The 15,705-nt window shown below is 71.2% G+C and carries 18 protein-coding genes and 3 tRNA genes; 11 read left to right on the forward strand and 10 right to left on the reverse strand.

Features of this window, described 5'->3' with window-relative positions; all coding sequences use genetic code 11:
- The first annotated feature begins 112 nt into the window (after positions 1 to 112).
- On the forward strand, positions 113 to 1,705 hold the full coding sequence (locus tag FJQ56_RS09440; protein ID WP_140009165.1) for a carboxypeptidase-like regulatory domain-containing protein: 1,593 nt from the start codon (positions 113 to 115) through the stop codon (positions 1,703 to 1,705).
- A 187-nt stretch (positions 1,706 to 1,892) separates the two neighbouring features.
- Here FJQ56_RS09440 and FJQ56_RS22905 read toward each other — a convergent pair whose 3' ends face one another.
- Positions 1,893 to 2,414 (reverse strand): transposase, encoded by a 522-nt coding sequence (locus FJQ56_RS22905; protein WP_211350919.1) that lies wholly within the window; start codon positions 2,412 to 2,414, stop codon positions 1,893 to 1,895.
- 134 nt (positions 2,415 to 2,548) lie between these two features.
- Here FJQ56_RS22905 and FJQ56_RS09450 point away from each other — a divergent pair, with 134 nt between their 5' ends.
- The 4 genes from FJQ56_RS09450 (at position 2,549) to FJQ56_RS09465 (ending at position 5,298) form a co-directional block, all read left to right on the forward strand.
- Complete coding sequence (locus tag FJQ56_RS09450) at positions 2,549 to 3,409, forward strand: hypothetical protein (protein WP_140009166.1); 861 nt, start codon at positions 2,549 to 2,551, stop codon at positions 3,407 to 3,409.
- Positions 3,406 to 4,041: an RES domain-containing protein gene (locus FJQ56_RS09455; protein ID WP_211350815.1), complete on the forward strand. Its 636-nt coding sequence runs from the start codon at positions 3,406 to 3,408 to the stop codon at positions 4,039 to 4,041. Before FJQ56_RS09450 ends, FJQ56_RS09455 begins: the two co-directional genes overlap by 4 nt.
- Before the next feature lie 255 nt (positions 4,042 to 4,296).
- Positions 4,297 to 4,647: a hypothetical protein gene (locus FJQ56_RS09460; RefSeq protein WP_140009168.1), complete on the forward strand. Its 351-nt coding sequence runs from the start codon at positions 4,297 to 4,299 to the stop codon at positions 4,645 to 4,647.
- 111 nt (positions 4,648 to 4,758) lie between these two features.
- Positions 4,759 to 5,298 (forward strand): YaeQ family protein, encoded by a 540-nt coding sequence (locus tag FJQ56_RS09465; RefSeq protein ID WP_140009169.1) that lies wholly within the window; start codon positions 4,759 to 4,761, stop codon positions 5,296 to 5,298.
- A 293-nt stretch (positions 5,299 to 5,591) separates the two neighbouring features.
- Here FJQ56_RS09465 and FJQ56_RS09470 read toward each other — a convergent pair.
- Positions 5,592 to 5,664, reverse strand: a tRNA-Arg gene (locus tag FJQ56_RS09470).
- A gap of 91 nt (positions 5,665 to 5,755) precedes the next feature.
- A complete protein-coding gene (locus tag FJQ56_RS09475) occupies positions 5,756 to 6,376 on the reverse strand; it encodes a hypothetical protein (protein ID WP_140009170.1) in 621 nt (206 codons plus the stop codon).
- A gap of 222 nt (positions 6,377 to 6,598) precedes the next feature.
- Here FJQ56_RS09475 and FJQ56_RS09480 point away from each other — a divergent pair, with 222 nt between their 5' ends.
- On the forward strand, positions 6,599 to 8,443 hold the full coding sequence (locus tag FJQ56_RS09480) for a phosphoenolpyruvate carboxykinase (GTP) (protein WP_140009171.1): 1,845 nt from the start codon (positions 6,599 to 6,601) through the stop codon (positions 8,441 to 8,443).
- A gap of 111 nt (positions 8,444 to 8,554) precedes the next feature.
- Positions 8,555 to 9,556, forward strand: a complete 1,002-nt coding sequence (locus tag FJQ56_RS09485; protein ID WP_140009172.1) for a phospholipase D-like domain-containing protein — start codon at positions 8,555 to 8,557, stop codon at positions 9,554 to 9,556.
- Positions 9,557 to 9,598: 42 nt separating this feature from the next.
- Here the strand turns inward: FJQ56_RS09485 and FJQ56_RS22135 are convergent, their stop codons facing one another.
- From FJQ56_RS22135 to FJQ56_RS09495, 3 genes are all read right to left on the reverse strand, one after another.
- Positions 9,599 to 9,736 carry a hypothetical protein gene (locus FJQ56_RS22135; RefSeq protein WP_170215330.1) on the reverse strand — a complete coding sequence of 46 codons (138 nt, stop codon included), beginning with the start codon at positions 9,734 to 9,736 and terminating at the stop codon, positions 9,599 to 9,601.
- 247 nt (positions 9,737 to 9,983) lie between these two features.
- Positions 9,984 to 10,077: transfer RNA gene (locus FJQ56_RS09490), tRNA-Ser, on the reverse strand.
- Between the two features lie 92 nt (positions 10,078 to 10,169).
- Positions 10,170 to 10,625 carry a hypothetical protein gene (locus FJQ56_RS09495; RefSeq protein ID WP_140009173.1) on the reverse strand — a complete coding sequence of 152 codons (456 nt, stop codon included), beginning with the start codon at positions 10,623 to 10,625 and terminating at the stop codon, positions 10,170 to 10,172.
- Between the two features lie 120 nt (positions 10,626 to 10,745).
- On the opposite strand from FJQ56_RS09495, the gene FJQ56_RS09500 reads away from it, so the two are divergent.
- A complete protein-coding gene (locus tag FJQ56_RS09500; RefSeq protein ID WP_140009174.1) occupies positions 10,746 to 11,129 on the forward strand; it encodes a hypothetical protein in 384 nt (127 codons plus the stop codon).
- A 197-nt stretch (positions 11,130 to 11,326) separates the two neighbouring features.
- On the opposite strand, the gene FJQ56_RS09505 is transcribed toward FJQ56_RS09500, so the two are convergent.
- The 4 genes from FJQ56_RS09505 to FJQ56_RS09520 all read right to left on the reverse strand — a co-directional run bounded on the left by FJQ56_RS09505 (position 11,327) and on the right by FJQ56_RS09520 (position 13,673).
- Positions 11,327 to 11,411: transfer RNA gene (locus tag FJQ56_RS09505), tRNA-Ser, on the reverse strand.
- Between the two features lie 50 nt (positions 11,412 to 11,461).
- Entirely contained in the window at positions 11,462 to 11,692 is a 231-nt protein-coding gene (locus FJQ56_RS09510; protein ID WP_140009175.1) for a biotin/lipoyl-binding carrier protein, read from the reverse strand.
- Positions 11,693 to 11,736: 44 nt separating this feature from the next.
- Positions 11,737 to 12,879, reverse strand: coding sequence for a hypothetical protein (locus FJQ56_RS09515; RefSeq protein WP_211350816.1), 1,143 nt, complete (start codon positions 12,877 to 12,879; stop codon positions 11,737 to 11,739).
- An 11-nt stretch (positions 12,880 to 12,890) separates the two neighbouring features.
- A complete protein-coding gene (locus FJQ56_RS09520; protein ID WP_342776429.1) occupies positions 12,891 to 13,673 on the reverse strand; it encodes a carbon-nitrogen hydrolase family protein in 783 nt (260 codons plus the stop codon).
- 25 nt (positions 13,674 to 13,698) lie between these two features.
- Between FJQ56_RS09520 and mobA the strand changes: the two genes are divergently transcribed.
- The 3 genes from mobA to FJQ56_RS09535 are packed head-to-tail and all read left to right on the forward strand — an operon-like array spanning position 13,699 to position 15,669.
- Entirely contained in the window at positions 13,699 to 14,283 is a 585-nt protein-coding gene (mobA, locus tag FJQ56_RS09525) for a molybdenum cofactor guanylyltransferase (protein WP_246084056.1), read from the forward strand.
- 25 nt (positions 14,284 to 14,308) lie between these two features.
- The gene (locus FJQ56_RS09530) at positions 14,309 to 14,695 is read left to right on the forward strand and encodes a DUF6457 domain-containing protein (protein ID WP_140009176.1); all 387 of its coding nucleotides are present in this window, start codon (positions 14,309 to 14,311) and stop codon (positions 14,693 to 14,695) included.
- Positions 14,692 to 15,669 (forward strand): NAD(P)H-quinone oxidoreductase, encoded by a 978-nt coding sequence (locus FJQ56_RS09535; RefSeq protein ID WP_140009177.1) that lies wholly within the window; start codon positions 14,692 to 14,694, stop codon positions 15,667 to 15,669. The genes FJQ56_RS09530 and FJQ56_RS09535 overlap by 4 nt, the downstream gene beginning before the upstream one ends.
- The last annotated feature ends 36 nt before the right edge of the window (positions 15,670 to 15,705 follow it).

Raw genomic sequence — 15,705 nt, forward strand, 5'->3', positions numbered from 1 at the left:
GAGCAGCCGCCGGGCCCGCTTCGGCGTTCGGCCACGGCTCGGGCGGTCAGCGACTACCGTCCCTCACGCCTGGTACGTAGGCGTTCCCTCTCGGACCCACCACGGAAAGCCCATGACACCGAAGCTCGTTGCTCTCTCCCTGGCCGCTGCCACCACGGCCCTGGTCACCGCGTTCACCGGCACCATCACCGCGGCCGACGAGGCACAGGCCGCCGAGGCGGGCGGGATCGCTGGCGTGGTCACCCGTGCCGACGGCCGCCCCGACTCGCGCTACATGATCTACGTCGACCCGGTCGACCCGGCCTCGTCGACGCCGGAGGGCTGGCACAACGGCACCAACGACGGCGCCTTCCAGGTCGACCTGCCGCCCGGTGCCTATTGGGTGAAGTTCGCCGGCTTCCCCGGTATCGCGACGGAGTGGTGGGGTGACGTCGCCACCCGCGGCGCCTCTACCAAGGTGGTCGTCGAGGCGGGTCGGCTCACCCGTCTGAACCCACAGCTCTCGGCCGGCGGATCCATCAGCGGAACGATCGACCGGGCAGCGTTCGAACCCGATCCCCTCTGGACCACGTCGACCGCCGAGGTCTTCGCGGCCGACCCCACCGTGCCCGGTGGATACGTGCGCATCAACGCCGACGCGGGCGACGGAGACGGCCGGTACGACGTGCCCCGCCTGCACGCCGGCAACTACGTGGTGCGCTACTACACCCACGAGACCGGGCTCGAGGGGTGGTGGCGGGGCTCCGGCTCCACGGCCACCGCCGCCCGTCTCGCGACCACGGTGACCGTGACCGAGGGAGAGGACACCGCAGGCGTCGACCCCGTCGGGCTGCACCCCCAGGGCACCGTCACCGGCACGGTCCGACGCGGCGACGGCAAGCGCCTCGGCGGCGTCACCATCACCGTGCTGCACCTCAACGACTACGGCGAGTGGGTCACCGACTACGAGGACGAGGGAGCCGAGCGGACCGTCACCAGCGCGCGCGGCACCTACCGGTTCCGTGCCCCGTCCGGGCCCTACCGCGTGCGCTACGCCGAAGGACCTACTGACTCGCCGATCCGCACGGAGTTCTCCGGCGACGCCGCCACCGTCGAACGAGCCCGTGATGTCGTTGTCCGCATCGACCAGGAAACCAAGGCCGACACCTCCGTGGAACCCGTGGCCGTGGTCGCCGACGTACGGGCCGTCCAGTCCGGCACCCCGCGCGTCGGCGCGACCCTCACCGTGAGCCGGGGCTCGTGGTATCCCACCACCGCCAAGGTGGCCTACCAGTGGGCACGCAACGGGGTTCCGATCAGCGGCGAGCACGGCCGCACCTACCGCGTCCGGCCGTCGGACCTCGGCGCCCGCATCATCGCGCGGCTCAGGGCAGTCAAGCCGGGGTACACCTCGACCTACACCTACGTCACCCCACGTGCCCCGAAGGTCCTGACCGGCAGGTTCACCGTCGAGTCCGGGCCCCGGGTCCGCGGGCGCCTCACCGTCGGCTCGACGCTCCGCGTGACCCGACCCGTCACCCACCCCTTCTCCAGCCCGCGCTACCAGTGGCAGCGCGACGGCCGGGCGATCGGCGGGGCCGACGGCGCGTCGTACGAGCTGAGGCCCGCCGACCGCGGCCACCGCATCAGCGTGCACGTGCGAGCCTTCCGCGGCGCCTACGACGAGATCCACTGGCGCACCCGGCCGCTCGGCCCGGTGCGGTAGTTCCCGGTCATCCCCGTCACGGCATCTGGTTGTGACGCGGTACGACCCCCATCGCGCGTCCCGCATTGCAGGACCGCTCTCGGTCTGTGTGTCGCGCAGATTCCGGCTCGGTCGAGCGGCACAGGGGAGCACGCCGCTTTCGCCGCCTCAAGGACACCGATACGCCCGGACATGGCACCCCTCTGTGTCAAGCAGGGGTCGCGAGCAGCGTTCTAGACTCGTCGTCGGCGGGTCCGGGAAGTGACTTGTCCGAAGAGCTGGTGTGGGGCTGTGAGCCGGTCGCGCTGGATTCAGAGTCGTTGCCCCGTTGTCCTCCCGGGCCCGTCGCCGGATTGTTGCTGTCATCGGCGACGACGGTCCTGATGGAGTCGTCGAGCATCGTTCGATAGACGACGTCGGACAGCCGTCGTTTGAGGCATCGCATTGCTTCCATCGATGACTTCCCGTCGGCCTTCTTCTTGTCGTAGTAGTCGCGACCTGGGCCGGGGTTACGCAACTGAACGACCGCCATGACGTGCAGCACGTGGTTGATCTGACGGTTGCCCAGACGTGAGAGTCGATGGCGCACGACGTCGCCAGAGGACGCATCGATCGGTGCGGTGCCGTTCCACGATGCGAAGTGGCCGCGGTCGGGGAACCGGGTGATGTCGCTGACCTCGGCCAGGAGCCGGGCTGCCGATGCCGTTGAGGTCCAGCAGGCTGGTCCCAGTCGCGGACCAGGTCACGCAGTTCCTTGTTCGCTGCTTCTTGCCCGCAAGGTGTAACAGCAGATCGGGCATTGGCATGGACTGCATCATCTGCATGTTCGCGAGGTACAGTGGTCGAGAAGCCCAAGGAGGTCACGTGAGCCAGAAGGACGCAGCCAAGAGCACGCCGCGAGGCGGAACGACGAGCGCAGCGATGAGCGCCACGAAGGGCACCACGAAGGGCACCACGAAGGGCGCGGCGAAGGGCGCTGTGACGGGCACGCGACGAGGAGTCGGGAAGGACCCCACGGCCAAGAAGGCCGCGTCCGCGCGGAAGACGACAGCCAGGACCGGCAAGGCCGCTTCGGGGCTGAAGCCGGTCCCACCGTCGGCGTATCAGCAGGCGGTCGGCAAGCGGGTGCGGCCCGCCGTGCCGGGCGGGGTGCCGGGTGACTACCGGGAGGCGCAGTCGGGACTGGCCTTTGTCGCTGGGCCCGCTGGCTCGGGCCTGAGCACGGTCGCGACGATCCTGGCCGATCTGAGTGCCCGGATGCTTCGTACGGCTGCCTCCCTCGGGCCAGCGATCGCGGCCGTCGAGGTCGACGCGTCCCCGCAGATGGTGCGTGCAGCCCGGGCCCAGGAAATCTTCTACGACCGGATCGACGGGACCTTCGGTCTTCTCTCGGCCAGCGAGGCTGGACGCCGTATGGGCTCGACGGCCACTCGGCCGGACAACCTCGCTACGCATGCTCGCAAGGCGGGGCGACTCCTCGCCCTTGAACGCGGCAGCCGCCTGCTCTTCCCTGGCTGGAACTTCGACGCGGACGGTCAGCCATTGCCTGTCGTCGCGGACCTTCGCGTCTTGGGCGCCCAGCACGGCCGGTCGGAGCGCGGGATCATCGAATGGGCGAGCGCGCCAAGTGCCTTCTTCGGCGGCGACGCCCCTGCCTCGTACCTGGCCGTCGACCCGGAACTGGTCCTCCAGAGCGCCGCGAACGCCTGGTCGACGGAGTGGTGAGGCTCGGCGGGACCGTCGCAGACCCTCCCGACCCGTTCGACGCCGAGCCTGTCGTCCTGGACGAAGGCACCCTCCTGTACCGGACGCACGGCGAGGGTCGCCGTGTCACGGAGTTCAACCCGGGCATCGGTGCGCCGACTCGTTTCGCCTTCTTCGGCGACCCGCCCGTGCCCGTCCTGTACGCCGCCGAGACCGAAGAGGCCGCGGTCGCCGAGACGCTCCTGCATGACGTACCACTCGGCGGCGGCATCTTGTCCTTCGACGACTACCGCAAGCGCATCATGGGGCGCTTCGCGGTGAGGCGCACCTTGCGCCTCGCCCGTCTTCACGGTCTCGGGCTGCGCCGTCTCGAAGTCGACAACACCGACGTGATCGACGTGCACGGCCCGGGCGTCTACGAGCGCACGGTCGCCTGGGCCGAAGCCGCTCACGACGCCGGCTTCGACGGCGTCGAGTGGATGTCGACGCGATGCAATAGCGACCGCGCCCAGGTCTTCTTCGGCGATCGTGTCGACGCGGACGACCTCGCTCAAGACGTGACGTTCGCGCGCGTCTTCGGCATCGAGTCGGGGTTCAACTGGCTCGTCGACATCTGCGCCCCGTTGCGCGTCGACGTCATGCCTCCTACCTGACGGGTCGAGACGGGCTCCTAAGCCCGGACGTCTTCGTCAGCGGCGCCACTCCGCGTCGATGGCCCGCGCTTAGGCGACGAGCGTCTTCAGGTCTCGTCCCTGGCGGACACAGGCGAGGCTTTCCGCGCCGCAGGTTCCGCCCGACCATGCCGCGGAGCGCGCGCGCCCGCGAGGTGCATCTTTCCGTCGCCTCTAGGACTGGCAATCCGCCCGCTCGTGCCGAGAGCCGGGCTCGGCGATGGGAGACTGAGTTGCATGACGGACGACCTGGTGGCGGAGGATTACGACTCCGTCGATGAGGCCATGAGGGCGGTCGGCTGCACGTCGTTGAACCAGCTCTTCGACATCTGGCAGGACCTAGTGAGGCAGGTCGAGGAGGGCTACGCCTGGACCGAGTACGAGTACTGGGATGAACTCTCTAGCCGAGACGCGATTGCGCGCGCTTGGCCAATCTTGACGCCACGGATAAGGCGGCTGCGTGAGCCTGCCCTCCTAGCGATAGACACCCGGTTCCGCCTGGCGACAGTCCCTAACGGCGCTGACGCCGATGCGACGCCTGGCTGGTGGCGGAGACGGTGGCCCCGCTTGACGGACGACTTTCAGTAGACGCCCGACCATGCCGCGGACCGCGCGCTCCCGAGGTGCGGCTTTCCGCCGCGATCAGGCGACGGTGATGACGGCGCGGTAGGTCCCCGTTCCCGAACTAGGCTGAGCCCCATGGCGGCCGGCGCGACGATGCACACGTTTGAAGTCGAGCTGGCCGACACCGATCGCGGCGTCTACGAGGAGTTCACGCTGCGCGCGGCGCGGCATCCCTCAGAGACCGAGGCGTACCTCGTGACGCGCGTGCTGGCCTACTGCCTCGAGCACGAGGAGGGCATCACATTCAGCGAGGGCATCTCGGCGACCGACGCCCCGGCGGTGCTGGTGCGTGACCTGAGCGGGAAGCTGCTCGCCTGGATCGAGGTCGGCGCACCGGATGCCGCGCGGCTTCACACGGGCAGCAAGGCTGCCGAGCGCACGACGATCTACACGCACCGCGACCCGGCCAAGGTGCTCGCGCAGTGGGCAGGGGCGCGGATCCACCGGGCCGCCGAGATCGTGCTGCACAGCTTCGATCCCGGGTTCATCGATTCAGCGGTGGACACGATGGAGCGCCGCAACACGATCACGCTCACCGTCACGGAGCGGCAGCTCTACCTGGAGCTGAACGGCGTCCACCTCTCATCGGCGGTGCACGACCACGCGATCAACTAGCGGGAGCGACGTCCCGCTGCCATTCCTGATGCGCGACTTCCAACGCCCGTCAATGCCCCGCCTTCGAGCTAGCCGTCGAGGGCGGGTGGAGCAGGACACGTAGGTCGGACCCTATGCCTTCGCGGGGCAGCGGTCCCGTCGGCGAGCACGCCCCCGGGACGCTCGCACCCGGCGATGGCTGGCACCGAGTCCGCACGGAAGCCGCCGGTCGAGTCGCAGGTCGTGGCGGTGCCGCCCGGCCCTCTGCACAACGAAGAAGCCGCAGGTCAGCTGGGCTGACCTGCGGCTTTCTGTGCGCCTGTAGGGATTCGAACCCCAAACCTTCTGATCCGTAGTCAGATGCTCTATCCGTTGAGCTACAGGCGCATGCCCCGCGGACTTGCCGCAGGACTGGACGAGAATAGCCGACCCCGCGAGCGTTGCCGAATCGGTATGTCGTTCCTGGGGCGGTGCCGGGCTAGTTGTCCTCGAAGAGCCGGATGGACCAGGTGAGCCCGCCGCCGTTGACGTCGGTCCGCCCGTGGCCCGCCGTGTAGGTGTAGCGCGCCCCGGCCCGCAGCGTGACGGACCGGTTCAGGGTGTAGGCGGCGACCTGGTCGCCGTCGCAGGTCACGGCGCCGTCGACGAACGGCCGGTGGCCGGGCTGACCGATCACCACTGCGCCGGGCACGCACGTCGCCCCGGACCTGCTCACCCGGACCTGCACCTTCCACCGGGCGGTGCGCTTGACGGAGAAGGACACCTTCACCTGGTTGCGGGCGGTCTTGGTGATCTCCGCGACCGCGGTGCCTCGCGTGCGGCCCGTGGAGGTGAGGCTGTGGACGCCGATCTTGTCGGTCTGGGTGACCGAGACACCGCTCCCCGCCCGCGTGAGGGTGAAGGAGCCCCGGTGCCGGACGGACCCGCTGTCGTAGGAGTACGCCGTCGCGCCGGGGCCTGAGACGTCTGCCGAGACCTCGGACCGGCCGGCGGGTGCGGGGAGCTTCTCGGGCGCCGGGGTGGTGGCCCCGGCCGAGCCGGGCAGCAGGACGAGGGACGCGAGGAGGAGACCGGCCAGGCCAGTAGCACGACGATTCATGCCCGCACGCTACGCCTCTCCGCCCCCGGGTGTGACCTGGCCCACGCCCCTTGGATCGGTCCAATATGAGCGTCCGCGACACCGGGTTAGCCTCACGGAACTCGAATCGCAGCAACGGCGCCCGCGATCCACACCACGACTCCACGACATCGTCGACACCGATCGACGGCCGGCCCGGGGCACTCCGCCCGAGGGCCGAGAATGCGCGAGAGGGACCACGGCATGACCGCCACGCAGGACCGCACGACCGACCAGAACGCCTCGGCACCCACGACCCACCAGGGGGTGCTCGACTTCGTCGCCGAGGTCGCCGCGCTGACGCAGCCCGACCGCATCCACTGGTGCACCGGCTCCGACGAGGAGTGGACCGAGCTGACCGACGCGCTCGTCGGGACCGGCACGTTCACCCGCCTCGACCCGGCGATCAAGCCCAACTCCTTCTACGCCGCCAGCGACCCGATCGACGTCGCCCGCGTCGAGGACCGCACCTACATCTGCTCGGTCGACGAGAAGGACTGCGGGCCCACCAACAACTGGATGGACCCGAACGAGATGAAGGACCTCATGCGCGGGCTGTACGCCGGCTGCATGAAGGGCCGCACGATGTACGTCATCCCGTTCGTCATGGGCCACCTCGAGGCCGAGAAGCCGATGTTCGGCGTCGAGCTGACCGACTCGGCGTACGTCACCGCCTCGATGCGCGTGATGGCCCGCATGGGCAGCCACGTGCTCGACAAGATCACCGAGCTCGACGCGCCGTTCGTGCAGGCGATCCACTCGGTCGGCATGCCGCTGGCCGAGGGCCAGGCCGACGTGCGCTGGCCGTGCAACGACACCAAGTACATCGTGCAGTTCCCCGAGGAGCGCGCGATCTGGTCCTTCGGCAGCGGCTACGGCGGGAATGCCCTGCTCGGCAAGAAGTGCTACGCCCTGCGCATCGCGTCGGTGATGGCGCGCGACGAGGGCTGGCTCGCCGAGCACATGCTGATCCTCAAGCTGACCAGCCCCCAGGGCGTCACCAAGTACGTCGCCGCGGCGTTCCCGAGCGCCTGCGGCAAGACCAACCTCGCCATGCTAAAGCCGACCATCCCCGGCTGGAAGGTCGAGTCGATCGGCGACGACATCGCCTGGATGCGGATCGGCGAGGACGGTCGGCTGTGGGCGGTCAACCCGGAGTACGGCTTCTTCGGCGTCGCCCCCGGCACCAACGAGCACACCAACCCGCACGCGATGTCGACGATCAACAAGGGCAACTCGGTCTTCACCAACGTCGCGCTCACCGAGGACGGCGACGTCTGGTGGGAGGGCCTGGAGAACCCGCCGGCCAAGGCCACGTCGTGGAAGGGCGAGGAGTGGACCCCCGAGTCCGACTTCGACTCCAGCCACCCCAACAGCCGCTACTGCACGCCCATCAAGCAGTGTGACATCCTTGCGCCCGAGTTCGACGACCCGCGCGGCGTACCGATCGACGCGATCCTCTTCGGCGGTCGCCGCAAGACGACCGTCCCGCTCGTGTTCGAGGCCCGCGACTGGGCCCACGGCACCTTCCTCGGCGCGACCCTGTCGTCGGAGACCACCGCCGCCGCGGTCGGCGCGGTGGGCGTCGTACGCCGTGACCCGATGGCGATGCTGCCCTTCATCGGCTACAACGCCGGCGACTACTTCAGCCACTGGATCAACGTCGGAAAGAACAACGACGAGGCCAAGCTGCCCCGCATCTTCTACGTCAACTGGTTCCGCCGCGACGCCGAGGGCGGCTTCCTGTGGCCCGGCTTCGGCGAGAACAGCCGCGTGCTCAAGTGGGTCGTCGAGCGCATCGACGGCCAGGCCGCCGCGGTCGAGACGCCCATCGGCCGCGTGCCGGCGCCGGGCTCGCTCGACATCGACGGGCTCGACCTGACGCCCGAGGACCTCGAGGCCGCGCTGGCCGTCGACGTCGACGAGTGGCAGGCCGAGATCCCGCAGATCCAGGAGTGGTTCGAGAAGTTCGGCGACGACCTGCCCGCCGTGCTCTGGACCGAGCTCGACGGCCTCAAGGCACGGCTCGAGGCGAGCGACCAGGTCTGACCCGACCACCCGTCGTACGACGGCCCCTCACCCCGACGTCGGGGTGAGGGGCCGTCGGCGTCAGTAGGATCTGCCGCACGCTCGGGACCAGCGCGACGAAGGGGACAACTCATGACGTACGGCCCGGACGAGCGTGCCCTGTTCGCCGACGGGGCCGCGACGCTCTACGACGAGATCGTGATGAGCCAGGGCATCGCCGCGGGCGACCCGCGCGTGGCCGACGGCGGCCCGGACCGGCCGGCCTTCGACCTGCTGGTCGACCTGGGCCTGGTTCAGCTCGACCGCGACACCGACCGCTGGCTGCCCGAGGACCCCACGACCGTCCAGTCGCGGGTGGTCTCGCCACTGAGCCAGCAAGCGGCGCAGCTGCTCGAGGAGTCGTCGCACTGGGCGCGGGCGTTCGGCTCCCTGAGCCAGTCGTGGCGGCGATCGCCGCTCTCCCAGGCGCGCGGCCCGTTCACCTACCTGCACGGCGACGCGATCGGACCGTTCATCGCCGGCCTGGTCTCCGAGGCCGAGGAGGAGATGCTCACGGCTCAGCCGCAGGCCGGCCGCGACGCCGCCTCCCTCGCGGCCGCGGCGCTGCGCGACACCGCCGCGCTCGAGCGGGGCATGAAGATGCGCACGCTCTACCAGCACAGCGCGCGCCGCAGCTCCTTCACGGCCAAGTACGTCGCGGCGGTGACCGACCGCGGGGCCGAGGTCCGCACGCTCGACGAGTTCTTCAACCGGATGATCGTGGTGGACCGCCGCGTCGCGGTGATCCCGGCCAGCGACGACCTGACCAGCGCGGTCGCGGTCCGTGAGCCGTCGGTGGTGACCTACCTGGTCGACATCTTCGACCGCACGTGGGAGCGCGCGCGGCCGTTCACCAACCGCGAGTCGACCACGATGAAGGACATCGCGGCCGAGCAGCGGGCGATGACGATCCGGATGCTGATCGAGGGCCACTCCGACCAGGTCAGCGCCAAGCGGCTCGGGGTCAGCCCCCGCACCTACGCGGGGTACGTCGCCGACCTCAAGCAGGAGTACGAGCGGGAGACCCGATTCCAGCTGGGCTACGCGATGGGGCAGGCCGGGGTCTCCGGCCAGGAGCCCGTCGACTCGGACTGACCCTGCTAGGGAGACGTCGTCAGCGGGTCGCAGCCGGAAAGGTCAGTGGCCGGGGCGGCAGGCGCCGCCGCAGCCCCACGAGGAGTCGTAGGCGTGAGCGGCCGGGGCCGAGAGGCCGATCAGCGACGCACCCAGGGCCGAGGCAGCCAGGGTCAGGGCGAGCTTACGAGCGAGCTTCATGGAGATTCACACACCTTCTGGTCTCGGACCCACGGAAAGGTCCGTGAACGTATTGTCGGTTGCGACCGCCAGGGTTGCCAGACAATCGCCAGTGCAGTTTCGTGCATTGCAGTGATCCGCAGCCAGTCATAGCGAGTCATACCGCGACCTGCGCTCATCGGGCCCCTCCCCCGCCGGGCGGTGGCCCAAACCTGGCACCGACCAGCACCACCCGCCCAGCGGGGCTGGACGGGTGGTCACGGTCATGTGGCGGAGGCGGAGGGATTTGAACCCTCGATGGGGTTGTAGCCCCAAACCCGCTTAGCAGGCGGGCGCCATAGACCGGACTAGGCGACGCCTCCACGCTGCCGTGCACGCACGACAGCGCGCTCAGGCTACAAGGCGGCCGGGGGGCTGGGCCAATCGGATCGGTGGCCGGGGAGGCAGGGGGCGATCAGGAGCCGCTGGCGGCGGCCTCGAGCCGCTCGCGGACGTCGGTCGCGAACCGGTCGCGGTCACCGGCGAGCATCTCGACCGGGATCGAGGTGGTGGTGCCGTCGTGGCGCTCGAGCACCAGGCACACGACGTCGCGCGGGTGGGCGGAGCCTGCCTCGCGCACCTCGTCCCAGCGCCCCTCGGCGACGCCCACGCCTCGGACGAACCGCACCCGGTAGCCGGTGTCGGTGAGGCGGACGACGTAGGCCCGTGAGCGCAGCCAGGACGCCGTACCGAGGACGGCGACGAGCCCGAGCGCGACGACCACGACGATCAGGTCGCCGGGCCACGACCAGGCGAGGGCGGCGGCCGTCAGGCCGAAGGCGAGGACCGCGAGGACCATGAGCCCGAGGCCGACGAGACGGGCGGCGAACACCGGAGCCAGGCGATAGTCGGTGACGGTGGACGCGCTCATGGGACCATCATCGCTCGACCTTGTCCGTCGACTCGACGCCGGTCATGCTCGTGAGCAGGACCACACCTGGGACCCGATCCCACCCCCAACCCCACCTCGACCCACACCGAAGGGCAACCCATGGCAGCCACGAGCGCGACCCTGACGAGCGCCCTGCGCGGGCTCGTCGGGGCCAACGACGCCCCCGGGCGCGAGGGGCCGGGACTCGGCAGCTGGCGATGGACGATGCGGCAGCGGATGACGGCCGTGCGCGAGGCGCTGCTCGAGGAGAACACAGGCGGCGAGGACGAGTGGCTCGCGGCCCGCGGCGGTACGGCGTTCCGCGAGCGCAACGCGCTGCTGATGCGCCTCGGCACCCTGGGCACCCGGGTGCTGGAGGACCCCGACGTGGGCGCAGTACGCGCCGAGGTGGCCCGGCTCGTGGCCGACGTGACCCGGCACGTGCAACGTCTCAACGACCTCGCCTACGACGCGGTCGAGATGGAGCTCGGCGGGTCGGAGTAGCGCTCGCCGACGCAGTGGGAGCGTCCGTTCAACTCGCGCAATCGAACGGGTCGAGCCGGTCTGAGGGACCTTGACCGCGCCGACTCGTTCGATTGAACGAGTCGGCCCGCGCCGGCGCCGTCCCGCGGCCCCAACTCGTTCGATTGCACGAGTTGGCCGACCGCCGATGGCCGACCGGCGACCACCGACAAATTAAGCAGAGGGGGCGGGATTCGAACCCGCGGTAGGTCTCCCTACGACCGCTTTCAAGGCGGTTCCGATCGGCCGCTCCGGCACCCCTCCTCGTCCCCGGGCACGCCCGCGGACGGGTCGATCCTAGTGGGGGCGCGCGATCAGGGCGTGAGGGAGATCAGGACGTCGCCCTCCTGGACGACGTCGCCCTTGGCGACCTTGACGGCCACGACGGTGCCGGCGGTCTCGGCGAAGACGGGGATCTCCATCTTCATCGACTCCAGCAGGGCCACCTCGTCACCGACGGCGACGGAGTCACCCGGTACGACGCTGACCTCGAGCACCCCGGCGACCATCTCGGCGACGAGATCGACACGCTGCTCCCGGACCATGGGGGCGACGCTATCCGTTACCCCTCGGTACGCCGAAGCGTGGGTCAGAGCAGCGCCCGACCACGCGCCGGCTCGGGCCGCAACGCGGAGGCCTGCTCGGCCGCGCGGCTGCGGCGCCCCCGCGAGCCGCGGGTCTCGCCGGTGAGGAGCAGATCGAGGCGGATGACCAGGAAGCCGATCACCAGGCCCACGAGCAGGCCGTAGACCACGGACAGGGCGCTCTCGGTGCGGGTGATGGCGGGGTTGGCCAGCGAGTTGGCGACGGCCGAGGTGGCAGCGGCACCGAAGGCGCAGATCCACCAGCCCTGGCGGCGGCGGGCGCGCATGTGACACCCGTAGGCGAGGGCCGGGACGCCGAGCACGGACTCGATCGGCCGCGGGAAGGCGCCGAGGTGGTCGCGGCTCCAGCCGACCACGTCGAGCAACGACGAGACGAGCTCGGGGGTGCCGTAGCGGCGCAGCATCTCGGCGTACAGCAGGGTCGCGGCGAGCAGCAGGCCGCCGACGACGACGATGACGACACCGCGCCGGCCGAGGCCGTGCAGGCCGGCGCCGAGGCGGTAGACGACGGCGAAGGCCCCGGCGAGCGCCAGGCCGAAGGTCGCGTACTCGAAGCGGGTCACGGTGACGACGGGCTCGAAGCCGAGCGTCGCGAGCGCACCGATGGCCGAGATCGTCACGGCGAGCACGCACTCGCGGGCCGCACGCCAGTAGGTCACCGCGGGCACGGTCGCCATCACCCCGAACACGGCGGCGACGGCGGCGGTCGTCACCGCGGCGCCCGTGCGCAGGCTGTCGTCGTCGAGGACCAGCGCGGCCGCGCCGAGGACGGCGGCCAGGACGCCGAAGACGACCGGGCGGCCGCCGGTGCGCGCCGCCAGCCCCCAGGAGTACGCCGCCACGACGGTCACGCTGCCCGCACCGCCCAGCCAGTCGGGACCGGCCGGGACCATCGCGCAGACCAGGGCCGCGGTGCCGACGAGGACCACGAGCGTCCACAGGACCGCCGCCGTACGGGTCTCGCCGAACCGGCTCAGCCGGTCCTCCCACGAGCGCCGCGGACGGGCTCCTGCGGCGGCCGGCTCGGCCGACGGCTCCTCGACGGCCGCCGGTGGCGCGGTCAGGACCGTGCCCGACGGCGGCGTCGGAGGGGTCCCGGCGCGACGGCGACCGGGGGCTCTGGACATGACTACGGAGGTTACAGACGTCGGTTGCGCAACGACGGGTTGGTGCGACGGGCCTCGTCGAGCACCTCGCGGTGCAGCGTCGCCCGGACGACCTCGGGGGCCTCGCCGGCCTCGGCCAGCACGTCGCCGAGCGGGTCGACCGCCATCGAGTGCCCCGAGTAGCGCGGCGCCGGCTGCCCGGCAGCGACCACGAAGACGGTGTTCTCGATGGCCCGCGCGCGCAGCAGCGTGCGCCAGTGGTCGACCTTGCGCTCCCCCGCCACCCAGGCGGCCGGGACCACGACCACCTCCGCGCCGGCGTCGACGAGCAGCCGCGCCATCTCGGGGAACCGCAGGTCGTAGCAGGTCATCAGCCCGACCTGCCAGCCACCGACGGTCACCACCACCGGCGCCGGGTCGCCCGCCACCAGGCGGTCGGACTCGCGGTAGCCGAAGGAGTCGTAGAGGTGCACCTTGCGGTAGGCCGCCGCCGTCGCCGCGCCCCGCACGACCAGGGTGTTGAACGGGCGGGCCGGGTCGTGGCTGGTCTCGAACTGGCCGGCCACGATCGTCGTACGGCGGGCCTCGGCGACCCGCGCGGCCTCGGTGGCGAAGGGGCCCGTCACCGGCTCGGCGTAGGCGCTGACGTCGGAGCCGGCCTCGCCGAAGTCGCGGGCGAACGCCTCGGGCCACACCACGAGGTCGGTGTCGTCGGGGGTCAGGGCGTCCAGCCGGGCGCGGTTGGCGTCGGGCTCGAGCCCCGAGGCCTCCTGCACCAGGGCGACGCGCATCACGTCTGCTCTGTCGGGCTCCACGTCTCCAGGGTGGCACGCTGGGCCCGTGGATGACGTGCACCTGGAGTCGTACGCCGCGATCGTGCTGGCCGGCGGCCAGGCGATCCGCCTCGGCGGGTTCGACAAGGCGTCGGTCGAGCTCGACGGACGCTCGCTGCTGGCGCACGCGCTCGAGGCCGTGATCGACGCCGCCGAGGTGGTCGTGGTGGGCGAGCAGGTCCCGACCGACCGGCCCGTGACGTTCGTCGTCGAGAGCCCCCGCTTCGGCGGCCCGGTCGCGGGCCTGCTGACCGGCGTCGACGCGTTGCTGCGGCGTACGACGTCGGTGGCGGTCCTGGCCGTCGACATGCCGTGGGTGGGTCCGGGCACGCTGCGCCGGCTGCACGAGGCCGCCGCCGGGCGCGACGGGGCGGTGCTCGTCGACCCCGACGGCCGACGCCAGCTCGCGTTCGTCGTCGAGCGTGCGCGGCTGGACGCCGTACGGCCCGACCACGAGGGTCAGCACAACCACGCGCTCCACCGGCTCCTCGCGCGCCTCGACCTGGCCGAGGTGCCGGCGACCGGCCGCGAGCACCGCGACATCGACACGTGGGCCGACCTGCGCGACGCCGGCGACCGGGTTGCGGAGTGACCCGCATCGTGTCCAGGGTGGGGGCGTGAACCTCCACGACTGGATCGACGAGCTGTGTGACGTGCTCGACCTCGAGACCGAGGTCGACGAGGGGCTGCTGAACGACCTGTCCGAGCTGGCCCACGACAAGGTCGACGTCCACGCCGGACCGGTGATCGCCTACCTGCTGGGCTACGCCGCCGGCGGCCGCGGGGCTGGCCCGGTGACGATCGAGAAGCTGGCCGCCAGGGCCCAGGCGCTGGCCGAGAGCTGGGACCGGCCCGCCGACGCGCCCGACCCCGACGACGTCGACGACGTCGTCCCCGCCGACCTGCCCGCCGACCTCGTGATCGACGTCGACTCGGTCCTCGTGGAGGACGACGAGGACGACGACGAGGACGACGCCCCGGCGCCGAGCGCGGTGACCAGGTGAGGGCCGTCGTCGCCGACGGCGCCGGCGGACCCGAGGTCCTGTCGGTCCAGGAGGTGCCCGACATCGAGCCCGGGCCCGGCGAGGTCGCGATCGAGGTCGCGGCGACCGCGGTCAACCGCGCCGACACCCTGCAGCGCCAGGGCTTCTATCCCCCGCCGCCCGGCGCCAGCGAGACCATCGGCCTGGAGTGCAGCGGGACAATCTCGGCGCTCGGCGACGGCGTCGAGGGCTGGGCCGTGGGCGACGAGGTGTGCGCGCTGCTCGCCGGCGGGGGCTACGCCTCGCGGGTCGTCGTACCCGCCGGGCAGGTGCTGCCGGTGCCGGCCGGGGTCGACCTGGTGCACGCCGCGGCGCTGCCCGAGGTGGCCTGCACGGTGTGGTCCAACGTGTTCATGGTCGCGGGCCTGAAGCCCGAGGAGTCGTTCCTGGTGCACGGCGGCGCCGGTGGCATCGGCACGTTCGCCATCCAGCTCGCGCACGCGCTCGGCTCGCAGGTGCTGACCACCGGCGGCACCGCCGACAAGCTCGCGTTCTGCGCCGGGCTCGGCGCCGACGTCACCATCAACTACCACGACGACGACTTCGTCGAGGTCGCCAAGTCCGCCACCGACGGCGCCGGGGTCGACGTCATCCTCGACAACATGGGCGCCTCCTACCTCGGGCGCAACGTGTCGGCCCTGGCCACCGAGGGGCGGCTCGTCGTCATCGGCATGCAGGGCGGCAGCAAGGGCGAGCTCGACCTCGGCAAGCTGCTCACCAAGCGGGCAGCCGTCATCGCCACCTCCCTGCGCGGCCGCCCCGTCGAGGGCAAGGCCGCGATCGTCGCCTCGGTGCTCGAGCACGTGTGGCCGCTGGTCGCCGACGGGTCGATCCGCCCGATCGTCGAGCAGACGCTGCCGCTCGAGGAGGTCCGCCGGGCACACGAGCTGATGGACGCCGGCTCGCACACCGGCAAGATCGTGCTGACGCTCTGAGCTGAGCTGGGCCGGGCTGGGCTGACGGCCGGCCCG

The organism is Nocardioides plantarum (assembly GCF_006346395.1).
Lineage (GTDB): Bacteria > Actinomycetota > Actinomycetes > Propionibacteriales > Nocardioidaceae > Nocardioides > Nocardioides plantarum.